Origin of the sequence: Arthrobacter sp. H-02-3, from assembly GCF_003097355.1 — a bacterium.
In the GTDB taxonomy this organism is placed as follows: Bacteria; Actinomycetota; Actinomycetes; order Actinomycetales; family Micrococcaceae; genus Arthrobacter; species Arthrobacter humicola.
In genome coordinates, this window is the sequence record NZ_PYUI01000006.1 from 203,389 (window position 1) to 219,312 (window position 15,924).

Sequence of the window (15,924 nt, forward strand, 5' to 3'; positions counted from 1 at the left end):
CCGGACGGGTGGGGGACCCGTCCGGACCGGCGGTGGGGGAGGAATCAGGCGGTGCGGCCGACGCCGACGAAGCCGACACCCGTGGTGGGCAGCGGCTTGAAGCCGCTGAGCTTCTTGGCATCCCAGGCGCTGGGAAGCTGTCGGTGGAAGACCGGGTAGAGCGGGAGCTCTTCGGACACCAGATCCACAATATCGCCGGTCAATTTCTTCGCATCTGCCGGGGCTGACTGACCGGCCTTCGCCATGAGGTCAACGAGCGTCGCGCGTTCCGGCGTGGCGGCCCAGTAGGCCCGGCCCTTCATCCAGGTGTCGCCGGCGTAGAACCAGCTCAGCAGCAGATCGGCGTCGTTTCCGAAGACGGAGGGATCGCCCGGGGCGGCGACGACGGAGAAGTCGGCCTTGCCCACCCGGTCCGTGTACAACGCGCCGGACTGGAGGTTCTTCAGCGTGACCTTGACGCCGGGGATCTTGTTCCAGGATTCGAGCATCAGCGGGGCCACATCCTTCACCCATGCCGTATCGGTGGTCAGGAGCTCGAATTCCAGGTTGGTGACGCCGGCCTGCTTCAGCAGGTCCGCGGCCTTCTGGGGGTCGTAGCCGTAGACGTTCTTGGCCTTGACGTAGTCGGGGTGCCCTTCCTGGAAGTAGGAGCTGGAGGCTTTGGCGTTGCCGAAGAGGGCCTTCTTGATGATGGAGTCCTTGTCCAGGCCGAAGTGCAGGGCCTGGCGGACCAGCTTGTTGTCGAACGGGGCCTTGGCGCAGTTGAACATCAGGAACAGCATGCCGAAAGACTGGACGGATTCCACCGTGGCCTTGGACTTCAGCCCCTCGATGTCCAGGTACGGGACGTCCTCGATCGCCTGTACACGGCCGGACTGCATCGCCGTGACACGGGCGGCGGCGTCGGAGAGCAGCAGCCAGGTCATGCCCTTGGCGAGGGCGGGCATCGGACCGTTGTAGTCGGGGTTCGCCTCGAACAAAATCTTGTCGTCCTTGACGGCAGAGATCAGTTTGTACGGGCCGGAGCCGACGGGCTTGGCATCGAACGCCTTGAGCTGGTCGGAGCCCAGCGGGAAGTTGGCGAGTGCCTTGGGGACGATCTTGACGACCGAAATGCGCGAGGGGAAGGCAGGGAAAGCGTACTTCAGTGAGAACTCGACAGTCTTCGCGTCAATGGCCTTGACGTCCTTGATGAACGGGATGAACTGCGAGAACAGCGACTTGTTGGCCGGGTCCATGACGCGGGTGAAGGAGAAGACGACGTCCTCGGCGGTGACCGGGGTGCCGTTGTGGAACTTGGCGGCGTCGCGCAGGGTCGCCTGGTAGGTGGTGGGGTTGACCATTTTGGGGTCGGCGGCGGCGAGGGCGTTGTACGGCTCGCGGGTGGCGGGGTGGAGTTCCACCAGGCCCTCGTAGACGTGCAGGTTGGCCGCCAATGGAGTTGCCCCGGAGCTGGACAGCGGGTCAAAGCCGGTGGACAGGGCGTAGGAGATGCCTGCCTCGATGATGAGGTCCTTGTTGATCGGAGCGGTGTTGGCTGCCGCTCCCGCCGTCGTGCTGGCGGCCCCGCCGCACGCAGACAGGGAAGTGGCGAAAGCCGCGGCCACGCCCAGCGCGCCCGACAGCTTGAGGAAGCTCCGGCGGCTGGCGTCATTGACCAGCGGCAAGTTCTTTGTTGTCTTGCTCATGATTTGCCTCACCATTCGAGTATATTTATCGGATGTAGGACGTCCGATGCTTGTAGGAAAAACTGTAAGGGCCATCACACCGGCCCGTCAAGCGGTGACGGACGCGACTGCGGAAGGCCCGTGAGAGGGCCTCCGGCCGGCCCGTCACGTCGCCTTGCGGCGAGCTCCGGAGCCAGACCCGGTCCGCGTTCCAACCAAAGGAGAGAATCATGTCACTGATCGTCGGCGCCTATCCCGCCCAGCCGGAGGGCTTCACACAGAGGCAGTTTTTCGAAGCGATAGCGCAGATCCCGGCTATCCGCGGCCTTGAGGTTCCCTACCGGGCAACCGGCGGCGATCCCTGGCCGACCGGAGCTCCCGCCGGGTGGTCGGCCGTGGTCACGGCGATTCCGGGAACCATGCAAAGGGTGGGCCTGGACCGGCACTTCGGCCTCGCATCGGTGGACCCGGACGGGCGGCGGGCGGCCATCGACTTCACGGCGGGCGTCAGGGAGTACGTCACCGGTCTGCGGGATCAAGGACATCAAGTGGAGGCGGTGGCGCTGCACTCCGCGCCGCCGTGGCGGGGCGCGGCGCCGGCCTTCGCGGAGTCCCTGGCGGAGATTCTGGACTGGGACTGGTCCGGCACGGCCCTCGTGGTGGAACACTGCGACGCTCCCCGGCAGGGGCGGGATCCCGAAAAGGGGTTCCTCTCCATCCAGGCGGAGGTCGACGTCGTCCGTTCGCTCAAAGTCCGGGGGTACGGGATTGGCATGCTCGTAAACTGGGCGCGGTCCGTGATCGAGACCCGGCAGAGCCGCACGGCCTCGGAGCACATCGCCTATGCCCGCGACGCGGGGGTTCTCAGCGGCCTCATGTTCTCCGGCTGCTCCGGCGAAGCGACGGAATTCGGCTATCCATGGATTGATGCCCACCTCCCTGCCGTCGAGGTCGAGGGAGCACCGGTAAGTTCGTTGCTCAACGCCCGGGAAATCGCCCGGTGCCTGCGCGCCGCCGGCGAACTGCCGATCACGGGCTTCAAGGTCGGGCTCCCGCAGGACGCCGTGTCGGCCGAGGACCGCGCGTCGCTGCTGCGCCAGATGTGCGCGCTGATGACGGACACCGTCGCGGCCGGCCGCTCCTGACCTGCCCCCGCACGCTCCTGGCCTGCCCCCCACAGGCGAGGGGGCAGGCCAGGAGCCACCGGGCGGCCGCGAACCGGAGGCCGGCGCGGCGCGGAATTTAACGCAGCACCACTGTTCGGTTGCCCTGGAGGAAGACGCGTCCCTCGCAGTGCCAGCGGACGGCATTGGAGAGGGCCTTGCACTCGGTATCGCGGCCGGCAGCCACGAGTTCGTCGGGCCCGTAGGTGTGATCCACTTCCACGACCTGCTGGGCGATGATCGGTCCTTCGTCCAGCTCCGCGTTGACGTAGTGGGCGGTGGCGCCGACTGTCTTCACACCCCGGGCGTGCGCCTGGTGGTAGGGCTTCGCGCCCTTGAAGCTGGGAAGGAAGGAGTGATGGATGTTGATGGCACGACCATCCAGCCGGCGCGTGAGGTTGTCGCTGAGGACCTGCATGTAACGAGCCAGCACCACGAGCTCGACGTCGAGGCCGTCCACCAGTTTCAAGAGTTCGTCCTCGGCCACCGCCTTGGTCTCCGCCGTGACGGGAATGTGGGAAAAAGGGATCCCGTGCCATTCCACGATGCCCCGGTGGTCCGGATGGTTCGAGGCGACGCCGACGATGTCGATGGGCAGCTCGCCGATGCGGGCCCGGAACAGCAGATCGTTGAGGCAGTGCTCGAATTTTGAGACCATGATCAGGACCCGCCGCTTGGTGCCCTGCCGGCGCAGCTCCCAGTGCATGCCGAATTTTTCGGCTACCGGCACGAAAGCGTCGCTCAGCGACTCCAGGGTGGCCGGATCCCCGGCCGAGGCAAAGTGGATCCGCATGAAGAAGTGGTCGTCCGGCTGCGAATCGAATTGCTTGCTTTCCAGGATGTCGCAGCCCTGTTCCAGCAGGAATCCCGACACGGCGTGGACGATGCCGCGCGTTTCCGGGCAATCGAGTGTCAGAACGTATTCAGGCGCGCTGCTATTTGATGTCTCCACGGTTCAGCACTCCACGACGTTCACGGCGAGGCCTCCGCGGGAGGTCTCCTTGTACTTGGTCTTCATGTCCGCTCCTGTTTCACGCATGGTCTTGATCGCCTTGTCCAGCGAGACTTTGTGGCTGCCGTCGCCGTGGAGGCACAGGCGGGCGGCGTTGATGGCTTTGACACTGGCGATGGCATTGCGTTCGATGCAGGGGATCTGCACCAGCCCGCCGACGGGATCGCAGGTCAGGCCGAGATTGTGTTCGATCCCGACTTCGGCGGCGTTTTCCACCTGTTCCGGGGTGCCGCCCAGCACCTCGCACAATCCCGCCGCCGCCATGGAACACGCCGATCCCACTTCACCCTGGCAGCCGACCTCGGCCCCGGAGATCGAGGCATTGATCTTGAACAGGATCCCGACGGCGGCCGCCGCCAGGAGGAAGCGGATGACGCCGTCGTCGTCGGCTCCGGGGACGAACTTGACGTAATAGTGCAGCACGGCGGGCACGATTCCGGCGGCGCCGTTGGTGGGGGCCGTGACGATCCTGCCGCCCGCGGCGTTCTCTTCGTTGACCGCCAGGGCGAACAGGTTCACCCATTCCATGGCGAGCAGCGGGTCGGCGGGCACCTGGGCCAGGGACGGGGTCCGGGCGTCTGTCTCGGCGCTGACGGCGGTAGCCGCCAGCGTCCGGAACAGGGACGGGGCACGCCGTTTGACGTTCAGCCCGCCGGGCAGGATTCCCTCGGCAGCGCAGCCGTTGTCCACGCATTGGCGCATGACCGCCCACAGCGCCAGGAGCTTCTCCCGGAGCTCGGCCTCACTGCGCCAGACGAGTTCGTTGGCGAGCATGACGTCGGAGATGGACATGTGCTCGCGCCGGCAGATCTCCAGCAGCTCGTCGGCCGTGCTGAAGGGGTAGGGCAGCACGGTGTCGTCGGCCACCACCTGGTCGGCGCCCTGGGCTGTGCCGTCAACTACGAAACCGCCGCCGATTGAGTAGTAGCTGCGCTCCTTCAGCACCGCCCCGGAGTGGTCCAGCGCCCGGAAGGTCATGCCGTTGGGGTGGGCCGGCAGCGACATGCGGCGGTGCAGGACCACGTCCTCGTCCCAGTTGAAGTCCACCCGGTGGTCCCCGCCGATCCGCAGCTCCGCATCCAGGGCCGCGGCCGCCACCTGGTCATCGGCAGTGCCGGTGTCCACGGTCTCCGGGTCCTGGCCCTGCAGGCCCAGGACCACGGCCTTGTCCGAACCGTGCCCCCGGCCTGTGGCACCGAGCGAACCGAACAGTTCGGCCTGCACCCGCGTCGTCGAGGTCAGGTGCCCGTCGCTTTTCAGTCCGTCGGCAAAACGCTTGGCTGCCCGCATCGGGCCGACCGTGTGGGAGGAGGACGGCCCGATGCCAACAGAAAACAGGTCCAGGACGCTGAGCGCCATCAGGGGACCTCAGGAGTCGCAAATTCGCGCATGGCGTCCAGGAGCCAGCGGCCCAGGAACTCCGCAAAGGATGCCCGCGGGAAGATCCGGTAGGTCTCCTCCCCGGTCTTCCACAGAATGGCGGGGATGCCGCCGATTTCCGTGGATAGGGCCGTCCCGGCCTTCAGGACGCGTGGGTGCAGGTCCAGGGCGCAGCCCTTTTCCAGCACGGCCCGGGCCCGCGGACCGGAGAGCTCGAGCGTGGTGCGGTTGGCGGAGAGGTCCACCACCTGGCCTTCGCCGTCGCCCAGTGATTCGGTGAGCGTCCGGGGGAGCTCGCCGCCCAGGCTTTCGTGGGATTCGGCGGGCGCCACGAGCAGGAATTCTGCCGGACCCAGCCACAGTACCGCGGTGTCGCCGCTGCTGCGGACCTCCCCGGAAGCGGCCGGCAGGCCGCCGGTGAGGGCGCCCAGCCGCTGCCCGGCGTCGCCGGCCGGATTGATCCGGAGCCCCGCCATGGTCAGGAACGGCACCTCGCGCAGCTCCACGACACCTGTAACCGATCCCGCTTCAAAAGCTGCGGCCAGGAGCGCTGCCGGACTCTTCCGGAGGGTCTGGATCTTCTTGGAATTTTCGAGTGCTGCTGTGTCAGCCATCTTTGCGGGTCCCTTCAGAGTCAAAAAGTACGGTTTCTGCGACGACAACGTCCACGAGTTCGTCTCCGGCGGCAGCCACCAGGGTTTCGCCGATGCGGTTGCGGCCGTTCTTGATCAGGGCCAGGGCAAACGACCGGCCCAGCGCGGCGCTGTGGTAGCTCGAGGTCACGAACCCCTCCATCGGGACGGGGCCGTAGGCAGGGTTGACGGTGATGCCCTGTTCCACGAGCTGGGTGCCTTCGGGGAGGCGGATGGTGCCGTCCACGGGAAGGACGCTGACCAGGTGTTTCCGATCGGTGCGGGCGGCGTCCGTGCGGGTGTAGGAGCGCTTGCCGATGAAGTCCTTGACCTTGGAGACCACCCATTCCATGCCGGCGTCCTGCGGGGTCACGGTCCCGTCGGTGTCCTGGCCGACGATCGGGTAGCCCTTCTCGGCACGCAGCACGTGCATGGTTTCGGTGCCGTACGGGGTGATGTTGAACTCCGCGCCGGCCGCTGCCACGGCTTCCCAGGTGCTCAGCCCGTACCAGGACGGGACGTTGATTTCGTAGGCCAGTTCACCGGAGAACGAGATCCGGCAGATCCGGGCCCGGACGCCGGAGGCGAGGGTGGTTTCCTTGAAGGTCATGAACGGGAAGGCCTCTGCGTCCAGGCCGCCGTCGGCCGCCAGTTCCGGTGCCAGCTTCGCGATGACGGCGCGGGATTTCGGTCCGACGACGGCGATGGTGGACCACTGCTCGGTGACGGAGGTGCAGTGAACGTCCAGTTCCGGCCATTCGGTCTGCAGCCATTCCTCCAGCCAGTCCAGCACCTTGGCGGCGCCGCCGGTGGTGGTGGTCATGAAGAAGCGGTCCTCGTCCAGGCGCAAAGTGACGCCGTCGTCGAAGATCATCCCGTCCGGGGTGCACATGACGCCGTAGCGGGCCGAGCCCGGGGCGAGCTTCTTGAACGCGTTGGTGTAGATGCGGTTCAGGAACTCGCCCGCGTCCTTGCCGCGGATCTCGATCTTGCCCAGCGTGGTGGCGTCCATGAAACCCACGGACGCCCGGACGGCCGCGCATTCGCGCAGGACCGCGGTGTCCATGCCCTCGCCATCCTGCGGGTAGTACCACGGCCGCTTCCACTGCCCGACGTCTTCGAAGAGCGCTCCCTGGGCGACATGCCAGGGGTGGATGGAGGTCAGGCGGGCGGGGTCGAAGAGTTCGCCGCGCTGGCGGCCGGCCAAGGCTGCGAACGCCACGGGGGTGAACGGGGCCCGGTACGCGGTGGTGCCGATTTCCCCAATGCCCGCCGTTTCCCCGCCGCCGTGCTTCAGCGCAGCGGCGATGACGCCGATCGCGTTCACGCCGGAGGTCTTGCCTTGGTCGTTGGCGGTGCTGATCGAGGTGTAGCGCTTCACGTGTTCCACCGAGCGCATGCCGGCCCCGGTGGAGCGCAGGACGTCGGCTACCGACTGGTCGCGCTGGAAGTCGACGAAGTGGTGGTGCCAGTCCTCCGGGCCGCCCTTCTGCCCGGGAACCAGCCAGAGCTGGCGGGTCGGGGCGGACGCGCGCGGCGCCGCAGGGGCGACGGGCTCGACGGCGGAGCTAAAGCCGGCGGCGATGCCGGCCGCGGCCCCGGCGGAGATGCCCTCGGCCACGCAGTCCTCGAGCTCGAAGCTGCCGCGGCCGGAGCCGGCCACCTGCTGGTTGGGAACCACGCTGTTGGGGACGAACGCCGCGAGGTCCTCGTCCCAGCGGAGTTTGCCCTGGCGCTGGGAGTGCAGGTGCACCACCGGTGACCAGCCGCCGGAGACGGCCAGCAGATCGCATGCAAGCTGTTCGACGCCCGAGGTGAGCTCCCCGGCGTCGTTGATGCTCCGAACGGTGACGCCGAGGAGGCGCTCCTGCCCGGTGGTGTTGGCGACGGCGCTGCCGATCAGCACCCGTGTTCCGGCCGCGGCGGCTGCCGCGGCGGTTTCGCTCAGCTGCGGACGGGCGTCGACGACGGCCTCAACCTTGATGCCGGCGGCGCTCAGGTCCGCGGCCAGGGCGTAGGCGCTGTCGTTGGTGGTGCTGATGACCACCCGGGACCCGGCGGCGACGGCGTAGCGGTTGAGGTAGGTGCGGACCGCGGAGGCGAGCATGATGCCGGGGCGGTCGTTGTTCTCAAAGACCAGGGGCCGTTCGTGGGCGCCGGGAGCCAGGACGACCTGCTTGGCACGGATGTGCCAAATCCGCTGGCGGGACACGCCGGGCGCGGCCGGGGTCAGGAGGTGGTCCGTCCGGTTCTGGGCCGCGATGACGTAGTTGGAGTCGTAAGAGCCGAACGCCGTGGTGCGGTTCAGCACAGTGCACTCGGCCGCGGAGATCAGTTCGGCTTCAACATTGGCCACCCATTCCAGCGCGGGCTGGCCTTCGATGGTGTCCGTGAGGGCCGGATCGGTGGATCCGGACAGCAGCGATCCGCCGAGTTCGGGCTGGTCGTCGATCAGGATGACCCGGGCGCCGGAGCGGACGGCTTCGCGTGCCGCGGCGAGGCCCGCCGGGCCGCCGCCGACCACGAGGACGTCGGTGTGGACGTACTTCTTGTCGTATTCGGCGTGGTCCTCGGCCGGGTCGAGCTTGCCGAGGCCGCTAAGCAGTTCGGCGCTGAGTCCGTCCACGAGGGACACCGTGGTGGCGGGGAGCATGGATTCGGCCACGTGGCCCGGGAACCGGGCGGCGATCTTGACCAGGGCGTTGGATTCCTCGACGCCGGCGGACATGATGCCGCGGGGCCGCCCCTCGTAGAGGGAGTCACCAGCCCGGTGCCGGCCGTTGGCCAGCAGGGCGGAGGCGAGGGTGTCGCCGGGGTGGCCGGTGTACGCGCGGCCGTCCAGGGTGAAGCGCCAGGTGACGCTGCGGTCGATGCGTCCGCCGGTGCCAAGACGCGCGGGCTGCGGCTGAGCGGTCATTTGAGTGTTCCTTCCGGGGAAGCGGGGATGACGGTGGGGGCTGTGGTTCCGGCGGCTGCGGTTTCCTTGGCTGCGTTTTCCCTGTCGGGACGTGGCTGGCCCATCGGGTACACGGCCTGGATGTCGTAGGTGACGGTGTCGCGGAGCGTGTTGAACCACTGACGGCAGCCGGTGCTGTGCTGCCAGCGCTCGGCGAAAGCGCCCTTCGTGTTGTCGCGGTAGAACAGGTACTCGGCCCATTCGCGGTCGGTGAGCTCTGCCGGGTTTTCGGGGTAGGGCACGTGGGCCTGGCCGCCGTAGTGGAATTCGGTCTCATCCCGGGGGCCGCAGTTGGGGCAGGAAATCAGGAGCATGTCCGTACCTCTTTCTAGTGAGCCACGGCGGCGGCGCCGTGTTCATCGATCAGGGCGCCGGTTTCGAAGCGCTCGAGGGCAAAGGGCTTGTTGAGTTGGTGCGGTGTTCCGGTGGCGATGGTGTGCGCGAAGGTCAGCCCGGCGGCCGGTGTGCCCTTGAACCCGCCGGTTCCCCAGCCGCAGTTGACGAACATGTTTTCCACCGGGGTGGTGCCCACGATCGGGGAGGCGTCCATGGTGGTGTCGACGATCCCGCCCCAGGTCCGGAGCACGTGGGCCCGGGCGAAGATCGGGAAGAGTTCGACGGCGGCGGCCATCTGGTGTTCGATCACGTGGAATGAGCCGCGCTGGCCGTAGCCGTTGTAGGAGTCCACGCCGGCACCCATGACGAGCTCGCCCTTGTGTGCCTGGGAGACGTAGACGTGCACGTGGTTCGACATGACCACCGTCGGGTGGACGGGCTCATGGAGTTCGGAGACGAGCGCCTGGAGCGGATGGGATTGGATAGGGAGCCGGAATCCGGCCATTTCCGCCAGCACTGAGCTGTGCCCTGCGGCGCAGAGACCGACCTTTTCGGTGTGGATGGTGCCGCGGTTGGTCTTGACGCCCACCACCCGGTTGCCGTCCTTGAGGAAGCCCGTGACCTCGCAGTTCTGGATGATGTCGACGCCGAGTTCGTCGCATTTGCGGGCGAACGCCCACGCGACGTGGTCGTGCTTCGCGATCCCGGCGCGCGGCTGGTATGTGGCACCCATGACCGGGTAGCGGATGTTGTCGTTGATGTTCAGGATGGGGCAGAGTTCCTTGACCTGCTGCGGGTCCAGCCACTCGGCGTCGACGCCGTTGAGCTTGTTGGCCCCGACCCGGCGGATGCTTTCGCGGACGTCGCCCAGGGTGTGGGCCAGGTTCATGACCCCGCGCTGGCTGAACAGGAAGTCGTACTCGAGTTCTTCCGGCAGGATCTCCCACAGCTTCAGGGCGTGCTCGTAGATCGCCGCGCTCTCGTCCCAGAGGTAGTTGGAGCGGATGATGGTGGTGTTCCGGGCCATGTTGCCGCCGGCGAGCCAGCCCTTTTCCAGGATGGCGATGTTGGTCATCCCGTGGTTCTTGGCCAGGTAGTACGCCGTGGCCAGACCGTGGCCGCCGCCGCCCACAATCACGGCGTCGTAGGAGGACTTGGGTTCCGGATTGCGCCAGAGGAAGTCCGGGTGCTCCGGAAGGTGTTCGGTGGTCATTGTGCTGCTCCAATCAGTTCTGCTTCAAGCCCGGTCGCCGCTGCGCTGGTGCCAAGGTGCGGGTAGAGGGGGAATTTTGCGGCCAGGGCGCTGACGCGCCCGCGCAGTTCGGCGACGGTTTCGTCGCTGAGTTCGTTGTCCGGGGCCCGTGCGGTCAGGGCGGAGGCGATGATGTCCGCCACTTCGGTGAACTCCTCGGCACCGAAGCCGCGGGTGGCCAGGGCGGGTGTGCCGATCCGCAGCCCGGAGGAGACCATCGGCGGGCGGGGGTCGAACGGGACGGCGTTGCGGTTGACGGTGATGCCGATCCGGTGCAGCCGGTCCTCGGCCTGCTGTCCGTCCAGTTCCGAGTGCCGCAGGTCCACCAGGACCAGGTGCACATCGGTGCCGCCGTTGACCACCGAGATCCCGGCGGCCGCGACGTCGTCCTTCAGGAGCCGGGAGGCGAGAATCCTGGCCCCTTCGAGCGTGCGGTTCTGGCGTTCCTTGAACCCGGCGGACGCCGCGATCTTGAAGGCCACGGCCTTGGCCGCGATCACGTGTTCCAGCGGGCCGCCCTGCTGGCCGGGGAACACGGCGCTGTTGATCTTGCGCGCATACTCCTCCTTGCTCAGGATGACCCCGCCGCGCGGGCCGCCGAGGGTCTTGTGCGTGGTGGTGGTGACGACGTCGGCGTAGGGGACGGGGTTCGGGTGCAGCCCCGCTGCCACGAGGCCGGCGAAGTGTGCCATGTCGACCATCAGGTAGGCGCCCACGAGGTCGGCGATGCGCCGGAACTCCGCGAAATCCAGTTGCCGTGAGTAGGCGGACCACCCGGCAACGATCAGCTTGGGCCGGTGCTCGAGTGCCAGGGCCTCGACCTCGGCCATGTCGACCAGGTGGTTGTGCTCGCTCACGTGATACGGGACCACGTTGTAGAGCTTGCCGGAGAAGTTGATGCGCATGCCGTGGGTGAGGTGGCCGCCGTGGGCCAGGGCGAGCCCCATGATGGTGTCACCCGGTTCCAGGAGGGCGAACATGGCGGCCGCATTGGCCTGCGCGCCGGAATGGGGCTGCACGTTCGCCGCCTCCGCGCCGAACAGGGCCTTCACCCGGTCGATGGCGAGCTGTTCGATCACATCGACGTGTTCGCAGCCGCCGTAGTAGCGCTTGCCCGGGTAGCCCTCGGCGTACTTGTTGGTCAGGACCGAGCCCTGTGCCTCCATGACCGAGGCGGGGGCGAAGTTCTCGGATGCAATCATCTCCAGGGTGGACTGCTGGCGTTCCAGCTCCCTTGCCACCGCCTGTTCGACCTCGGGATCGACTGCGGAAAGTCGCTCGTTCAATTGCTCAACCACGGATGCTCCTTTGAAATACCATTGTTGCTGTGACTGATATATCAGTGTGGGGTCAATGGTATGATCGGGATCACAACAGAGTCAATAGCTGAAGCCAAATGGAACCGGGCTTCCGCTTAGAATCCAGGAACGGAGCCGCGCCGTGAATGCACTTCCTGCCCTGCCGCCCGCAGAGGACGAGGCCATATCCCAGGCGGAGGCCGCCTACCGGCAGCTGCGCGACAAGCTGATCATGCTCGAGATCCGGCCGGGTGAGCCCATCAATGACGGTCAGCTCGCGATCGAGCTCGGGTTCGGCCGCACGCCGGTGCGCGAGGCGATCAAGCGGCTGGAGGTGGACCACCTGGTGGTTTCCTATCCGCGCCGGGGAACATTTGCCACCAGTGTGGATTTCACAGAGCTGGCCGACGTCTCGGAGATCCGGGAATTGCTGGAACCGCTGGCGGCACGCCGTGCGGCCGCCCGGGCCAGTGTTGCCATGCGCCGGGAACTGCTGCATGTCGCCGATGTCATCGCGGAGCTGGACCCGAGTCCGGGGGAGTCCCGGGACCTCATGCGCTACGACCTCACCGTGCACCGGCTGATTTACCGCGCCGCCGGCAATCCCCATCTCGAAGACACGCTGATCCGCTACGACAACCTGGCGACCCGCATCTGGTGCCTGGTCCTGGACAAGGTGCCCTCCGTCAGCGGCCACATCACCGAGCACGTGGAGCTGCTCAAGGCGGTGGCTGCCGGGGAGGCGGACAAGGCGGCCGAGCTCGCCCTGCACCACGTCACGAGTTTCGAAGAGACCATCCGCAAGGTGCTCTAGGGAGTCCGTCCCGGCCGGCGCGGTACCGGCCCCGCTGCGGCCGCCGCCGCAGCTATGTGGATGCCAAGCAACCTGCCGGAAGTGCGCAGGTCGTCGCCGCCCAAGAGCGCCTGGATTTTGCTCAGCCGCTTGTGCATCGTCTGGCGTTCAATGTTCAAGGAAGCGGCCGACGCCGTCGTATTGCACCCGGAATCGAGCCAGCACAGCAGGGTGGCCATTAAGGCAGTGCCATGCTTTCGGTCCCACTCCAGCACTTCCCCCAGCGCCGACTCCACATAAGAGTCCATGAATGCCGGGTCCGGGACCGCGGCCAGGATGCGGCGGCCCAGGAGGTCCATGGCATCAGCAACCTCGCCCGCCGCAGGCATCCCAAGCCGCATGGCTTCCTGCGCCTCGACGTAGGAGTCGTGCGCGCGGAAGTCCTCGCTCACGTTTGGTCCGAAGGCGCCGCAGGTGTCCGAGCCGGCCGCGGCGTCCCGCGCGGCCCGGATCAGCGCTTCACGCGCCGCTCTTGCGCCTGTCCGCGGCAGGGCGAGCAGCACCGCGCGTTCGCCGTCCCACAAGTGGGACTTCACGTGCACTCCACGCATGTGCAGTGCACGTTCCACGGCGGAGAAATTGGCGTCCCTGCTCTCTGTGCGGAAGACAGCCATGACCGCTGCCTGACCGGGCTGGAGCCCTGCCTGCAGCCACAGATGCCGGATGGTCGCGGCGTCGCCGCCCTCGATCACGGATTCCAGCAGCCGCGCGTCGGCCACCTGGGCCGGGGTGGGGCGGAATGCCTGTGCGAGGGCCAGCGCCAGAATGCCGGACAGGCGGTCGGCCGCGAGCTCCAGGAGCAGCGGATCATCCGACCGGGAGCGGAGCGTTAACTGTGCCGCAAGCTGTCCGCCCACCACGATCCCGGCCATGGCCCGGGAGCCCGCGTCGTCGACGGCATTGCCTGCGTGGCCAAGGAGGACTCCGTCGGGGGCCACGAGGGAAACCTCCGCTTCCAGTGCGGTGGCCAGCAGTTCGAGAATGGTCGGAAGGTGGGGACCCCGGTCGGTGATCTGGCGCGCGATCTGCCGGGAGGCGTCGTCGACCACCAGGTGGGCGGCCGCCTGCTCATTGACCACCAGCCGGTTGACGGCCTCGGCGATGTCCACAAAGGGTGCCACCGAGCGCAGTTCGATCAGAGGCAGGCCGCTCCGGTCCGCCGCGGCTATCAGCTGCTCCGGCAAAGCGGCGGGCTGACCGGCGGTCTGCAACGCCAGGGCCGCAACGTGCCGTGCTGAAAGGCTGCGGATGTAGTCCTCCTGCTCCTTAGGGCCCAGCGCCAGCAGCGTCTCCCCGCCGGAGAGCAGCAGTTCCCCTCCGCGCAGGAGCGGGGCAATCTCGAGCACCTCGCTGGAATGCACCCACCGGACAGCCCTCTCCAGCGTCCCGGGCACGTTGCTGCGGAGCAGCGGATCGGCGGCAAGCATGGGCGCGGAAGCGAGTACTTCTGCAAGCGTAATCATTTGGGCCCTTTTACTACGCGATGTCTTGGGGTGACATTTAGTCGTCTGTTACGCGGTCAGTGTAAGCATAATGTCTCTATGTTGTGGCATGGGTCACCCATAGGCTGGATGAACTCCCGTTCTGCATTTCAACGTAGTGAATTGAGACACAGCATGAACCAAGCTCAACAAGGCTCGCACGAGGCGGCGACCGTCGAGGTTGAAGACGTCTTGCAGCCCATCCCGGAATCCGCACGGACGACCAAACTTTCCGGACAGTTCTGGATCTGGGCCGGGGCCAACGTCGCTCCAATCAACTGGATCCTCGGAGCCCTTGGCATCCAGCTCGGCCTTGGCCTGGGCGACACTCTTCTGGTGCTGATCGTCGGCAATCTCATCGGCATGGCCGGCTTCGGGTTCTTTGTTATCCTCGGCCAGCGGACCGGGGCCACCGGCATGCTGCTCGCCCGCGGCGCGTTTGGCCGCCGCGGGGCCTACCTGCCGGCCGCAATCCAGGCCACCATCGCCATCGGCTGGTCAGCAGTCAACACCTGGGTCATCCTGGACCTGATCCTTGCACTCTTCGGCATGATCGGCTGGGTCGACCCCCACGAACGCAACATCATGGTGCGCATCATCGTCGCCGCAGTCATCATGACCGTCCAGGTGGCCATCTGCTACCGCGGATACCGTGCCATCTCCAAGTTCGAGCGGATCACCATGCCGCCCACCATCCTGGTCCTGGTCGGCATGTCGATCGTGGCCTGGACGCAGCTCGACATCAACTGGAGCTACGCCGGACCGGCCGGAGCCGTACTGGAGGGGCTGCCGCGTATCGCGGCAATGTCCTCGATCATGACCGTCATTGGCATCGGCTGGGGAATCGGGTGGTTTACCTACGCGCCGGACTACTCCCGTTTCGTCAGTCGCAAGGTCAAGCCTGCCAAGTTGTTCATGGTCAGCGTGCTTGGCCAGTTCCTGCCCGTCGTCTGGCTCGGCATCCTCGGCGCCAGCCTCGCCACCAAGAACGGACAGGCCGATCCCGGTGAGCTGATTGTCTCCAACTTCGGCAGCCTGGCCATCCCGGTCATCCTCTTGGTCATCCACGGACCAATTGCCACCAACATCATCAACCTGTACACCTTCGGCGTCGCCTTCCAGGCGCTGGACGTCAAGATTTCCCGGCGCAAGCTGTCGATCATTGTGGGGGTGCTGTCCATGTTCGCGGTCATCGGCTTCATGTTCGCGGAGGACTTCGCAATGATCCTTGACTCCTGGCTCGGCGCCATTGTGGCCTGGGTGGCCACTTGGGGTGGCATCATGGCGGTCCACTACTTCATCTTCGAGCGCCACCACAAGGACTTCTCCTACCTGTTCACGGATTCGAAGACGACCGCGCTGAAGGCAGTGAACCCGTCGGCATTCATCGCGTTCTTCGCCGGCATCCTGATGACCTGGATGTTCATGTACGGCGGAGTCCCGGCCCTGCAGGGTCCCATCGCGACGGCCATGGGCGGCGTCGACTTCTCCTGGCTCGCCGGAACTGTCACCTCATCCGTCCTCTATTTCGCCCTCGGCTACCCGCGCTTCCGCAAGCGCATCCGGGCCGGTGTGCCCCTGGGCATCCGACTCGACCTGAAGGAAGAAGCAGTGCTGGCCGAGCACGGCGACGCTTGCGAAGACAAGCACCCCGTCCAGGAGCCGGCCCGGGTCGCCTGAAAACCGGAAACGCCAACCCTAAAGTCCATCCACACGTAAAGGAATAACCAGTGACAATCTCCACCACCGCCCCTGCATCAAACATTTCCGAGCTGGAGCGTCTGAAAGTTCTGCACAACGGGCAGAAGGAAAAGCTGACCTTCTCCAACGCTGAATTTGAGCGCCGGCTCGGCGGATTGCGCCGGATCATGGCAGAGAAGGACCTGGACGCCGT

General features: G+C 66.6%; 12 protein-coding genes and 1 pseudogene. 4 read left to right on the forward strand and 9 right to left on the reverse strand.

Going from position 1 to position 15,924, the window contains the following annotated elements:
• Positions 1 to 44: 44 nt before the first annotated feature.
• On the reverse strand, positions 45 to 1,688 hold the full coding sequence (locus C9424_RS08580) for an ABC transporter substrate-binding protein (protein WP_237563363.1): 1,644 nt from the start codon (positions 1,686 to 1,688) through the stop codon (positions 45 to 47).
• A gap of 209 nt (positions 1,689 to 1,897) precedes the next feature.
• Between C9424_RS08580 and C9424_RS08585 the strand changes: the two genes are divergently transcribed.
• A complete protein-coding gene (locus C9424_RS08585) occupies positions 1,898 to 2,812 on the forward strand; it encodes a DUF4862 family protein (protein ID WP_116766454.1) in 915 nt (304 codons plus the stop codon).
• A gap of 97 nt (positions 2,813 to 2,909) precedes the next feature.
• Here C9424_RS08585 and purU read toward each other — a convergent pair whose 3' ends face one another.
• Genes purU through glyA form a run of 7 tightly spaced genes read right to left on the reverse strand, consistent with a single transcriptional unit; the run spans position 2,910 to position 11,696 of the window.
• Positions 2,910 to 3,782, reverse strand: coding sequence for a formyltetrahydrofolate deformylase (gene purU, locus C9424_RS08590; protein ID WP_116766455.1), 873 nt, complete (start codon positions 3,780 to 3,782; stop codon positions 2,910 to 2,912).
• Between the two features lie 3 nt (positions 3,783 to 3,785).
• Positions 3,786 to 5,201 (reverse strand): L-serine ammonia-lyase, encoded by a 1,416-nt coding sequence (locus C9424_RS08595; protein WP_116766456.1) that lies wholly within the window; start codon positions 5,199 to 5,201, stop codon positions 3,786 to 3,788.
• Entirely contained in the window at positions 5,201 to 5,836 is a 636-nt protein-coding gene (locus tag C9424_RS08600) for a sarcosine oxidase subunit gamma (protein ID WP_116766457.1), read from the reverse strand. Before C9424_RS08600 ends, C9424_RS08595 begins: the two co-directional genes overlap by 1 nt.
• Entirely contained in the window at positions 5,829 to 8,771 is a 2,943-nt protein-coding gene (locus tag C9424_RS08605) for a sarcosine oxidase subunit alpha family protein (RefSeq protein WP_116766458.1), read from the reverse strand. The genes C9424_RS08600 and C9424_RS08605 overlap by 8 nt, the downstream gene beginning before the upstream one ends.
• Positions 8,768 to 9,124, reverse strand: a complete 357-nt coding sequence (locus C9424_RS08610) for a sarcosine oxidase subunit delta (protein ID WP_116766459.1) — start codon at positions 9,122 to 9,124, stop codon at positions 8,768 to 8,770. Before C9424_RS08610 ends, C9424_RS08605 begins: the two co-directional genes overlap by 4 nt.
• 14 nt (positions 9,125 to 9,138) lie before the next feature.
• Entirely contained in the window at positions 9,139 to 10,359 is a 1,221-nt protein-coding gene (locus C9424_RS08615; RefSeq protein ID WP_116766460.1) for a sarcosine oxidase subunit beta family protein, read from the reverse strand.
• The gene (glyA, locus tag C9424_RS08620) at positions 10,356 to 11,696 is read right to left on the reverse strand and encodes a serine hydroxymethyltransferase (RefSeq protein WP_116766461.1); all 1,341 of its coding nucleotides are present in this window, start codon (positions 11,694 to 11,696) and stop codon (positions 10,356 to 10,358) included. The genes C9424_RS08615 and glyA overlap by 4 nt, the downstream gene beginning before the upstream one ends.
• 142 nt (positions 11,697 to 11,838) lie before the next feature.
• Between glyA and C9424_RS08625 the strand changes: the two genes are divergently transcribed.
• Positions 11,839 to 12,510: a GntR family transcriptional regulator gene (locus tag C9424_RS08625; RefSeq protein WP_116766462.1), complete on the forward strand. Its 672-nt coding sequence runs from the start codon at positions 11,839 to 11,841 to the stop codon at positions 12,508 to 12,510.
• Here C9424_RS08625 and C9424_RS08630 read toward each other — a convergent pair.
• A complete protein-coding gene (locus tag C9424_RS08630; protein WP_116766463.1) occupies positions 12,507 to 14,012 on the reverse strand; it encodes a PucR family transcriptional regulator in 1,506 nt (501 codons plus the stop codon). The two genes, C9424_RS08625 and C9424_RS08630, sit on opposite strands and share 4 nt — an antisense overlap.
• A 153-nt stretch (positions 14,013 to 14,165) precedes the next feature.
• Here C9424_RS08630 and C9424_RS08635 point away from each other — a divergent pair, with 153 nt between their 5' ends.
• A complete protein-coding gene (locus C9424_RS08635) occupies positions 14,166 to 15,710 on the forward strand; it encodes a purine-cytosine permease family protein (RefSeq protein WP_116766464.1) in 1,545 nt (514 codons plus the stop codon).
• A 50-nt stretch (positions 15,711 to 15,760) separates the two neighbouring features.
• Positions 15,761 to 15,924: pseudogene (locus C9424_RS08640) on the forward strand (creatininase); the annotation flags it as partial.

Bases quoted from the DNA above. Each gene is read 5' to 3' on its own strand.
- C9424_RS08580 (WP_237563363.1), bottom strand. From the start codon at position 1,688: ATGAGCAAGACAACAAAGAACTTGCCGCTGGTCAATGACGCCAGCCGC.
- C9424_RS08585 (WP_116766454.1), top strand. From the start codon at position 1,898: ATGTCACTGATCGTCGGCGCCTATCCCGCCCAGCCGGAGGGCTTCACA.
- C9424_RS08595 (WP_116766456.1), bottom strand. From the start codon at position 5,201: ATGGCGCTCAGCGTCCTGGACCTGTTTTCTGTTGGCATCGGGCCGTCC.
- C9424_RS08600 (WP_116766457.1), bottom strand. From the start codon at position 5,836: ATGGCTGACACAGCAGCACTCGAAAATTCCAAGAAGATCCAGACCCTC.
- C9424_RS08605 (WP_116766458.1), bottom strand. From the start codon at position 8,771: ATGACCGCTCAGCCGCAGCCCGCGCGTCTTGGCACCGGCGGACGCATC.
- C9424_RS08610 (WP_116766459.1), bottom strand. From the start codon at position 9,124: ATGCTCCTGATTTCCTGCCCCAACTGCGGCCCCCGGGATGAGACCGAA.
- C9424_RS08615 (WP_116766460.1), bottom strand. From the start codon at position 10,359: ATGACCACCGAACACCTTCCGGAGCACCCGGACTTCCTCTGGCGCAAT.
- C9424_RS08630 (WP_116766463.1), bottom strand. From the start codon at position 14,012: ATGATTACGCTTGCAGAAGTACTCGCTTCCGCGCCCATGCTTGCCGCC.
- C9424_RS08635 (WP_116766464.1), top strand. From the start codon at position 14,166: ATGAACCAAGCTCAACAAGGCTCGCACGAGGCGGCGACCGTCGAGGTT.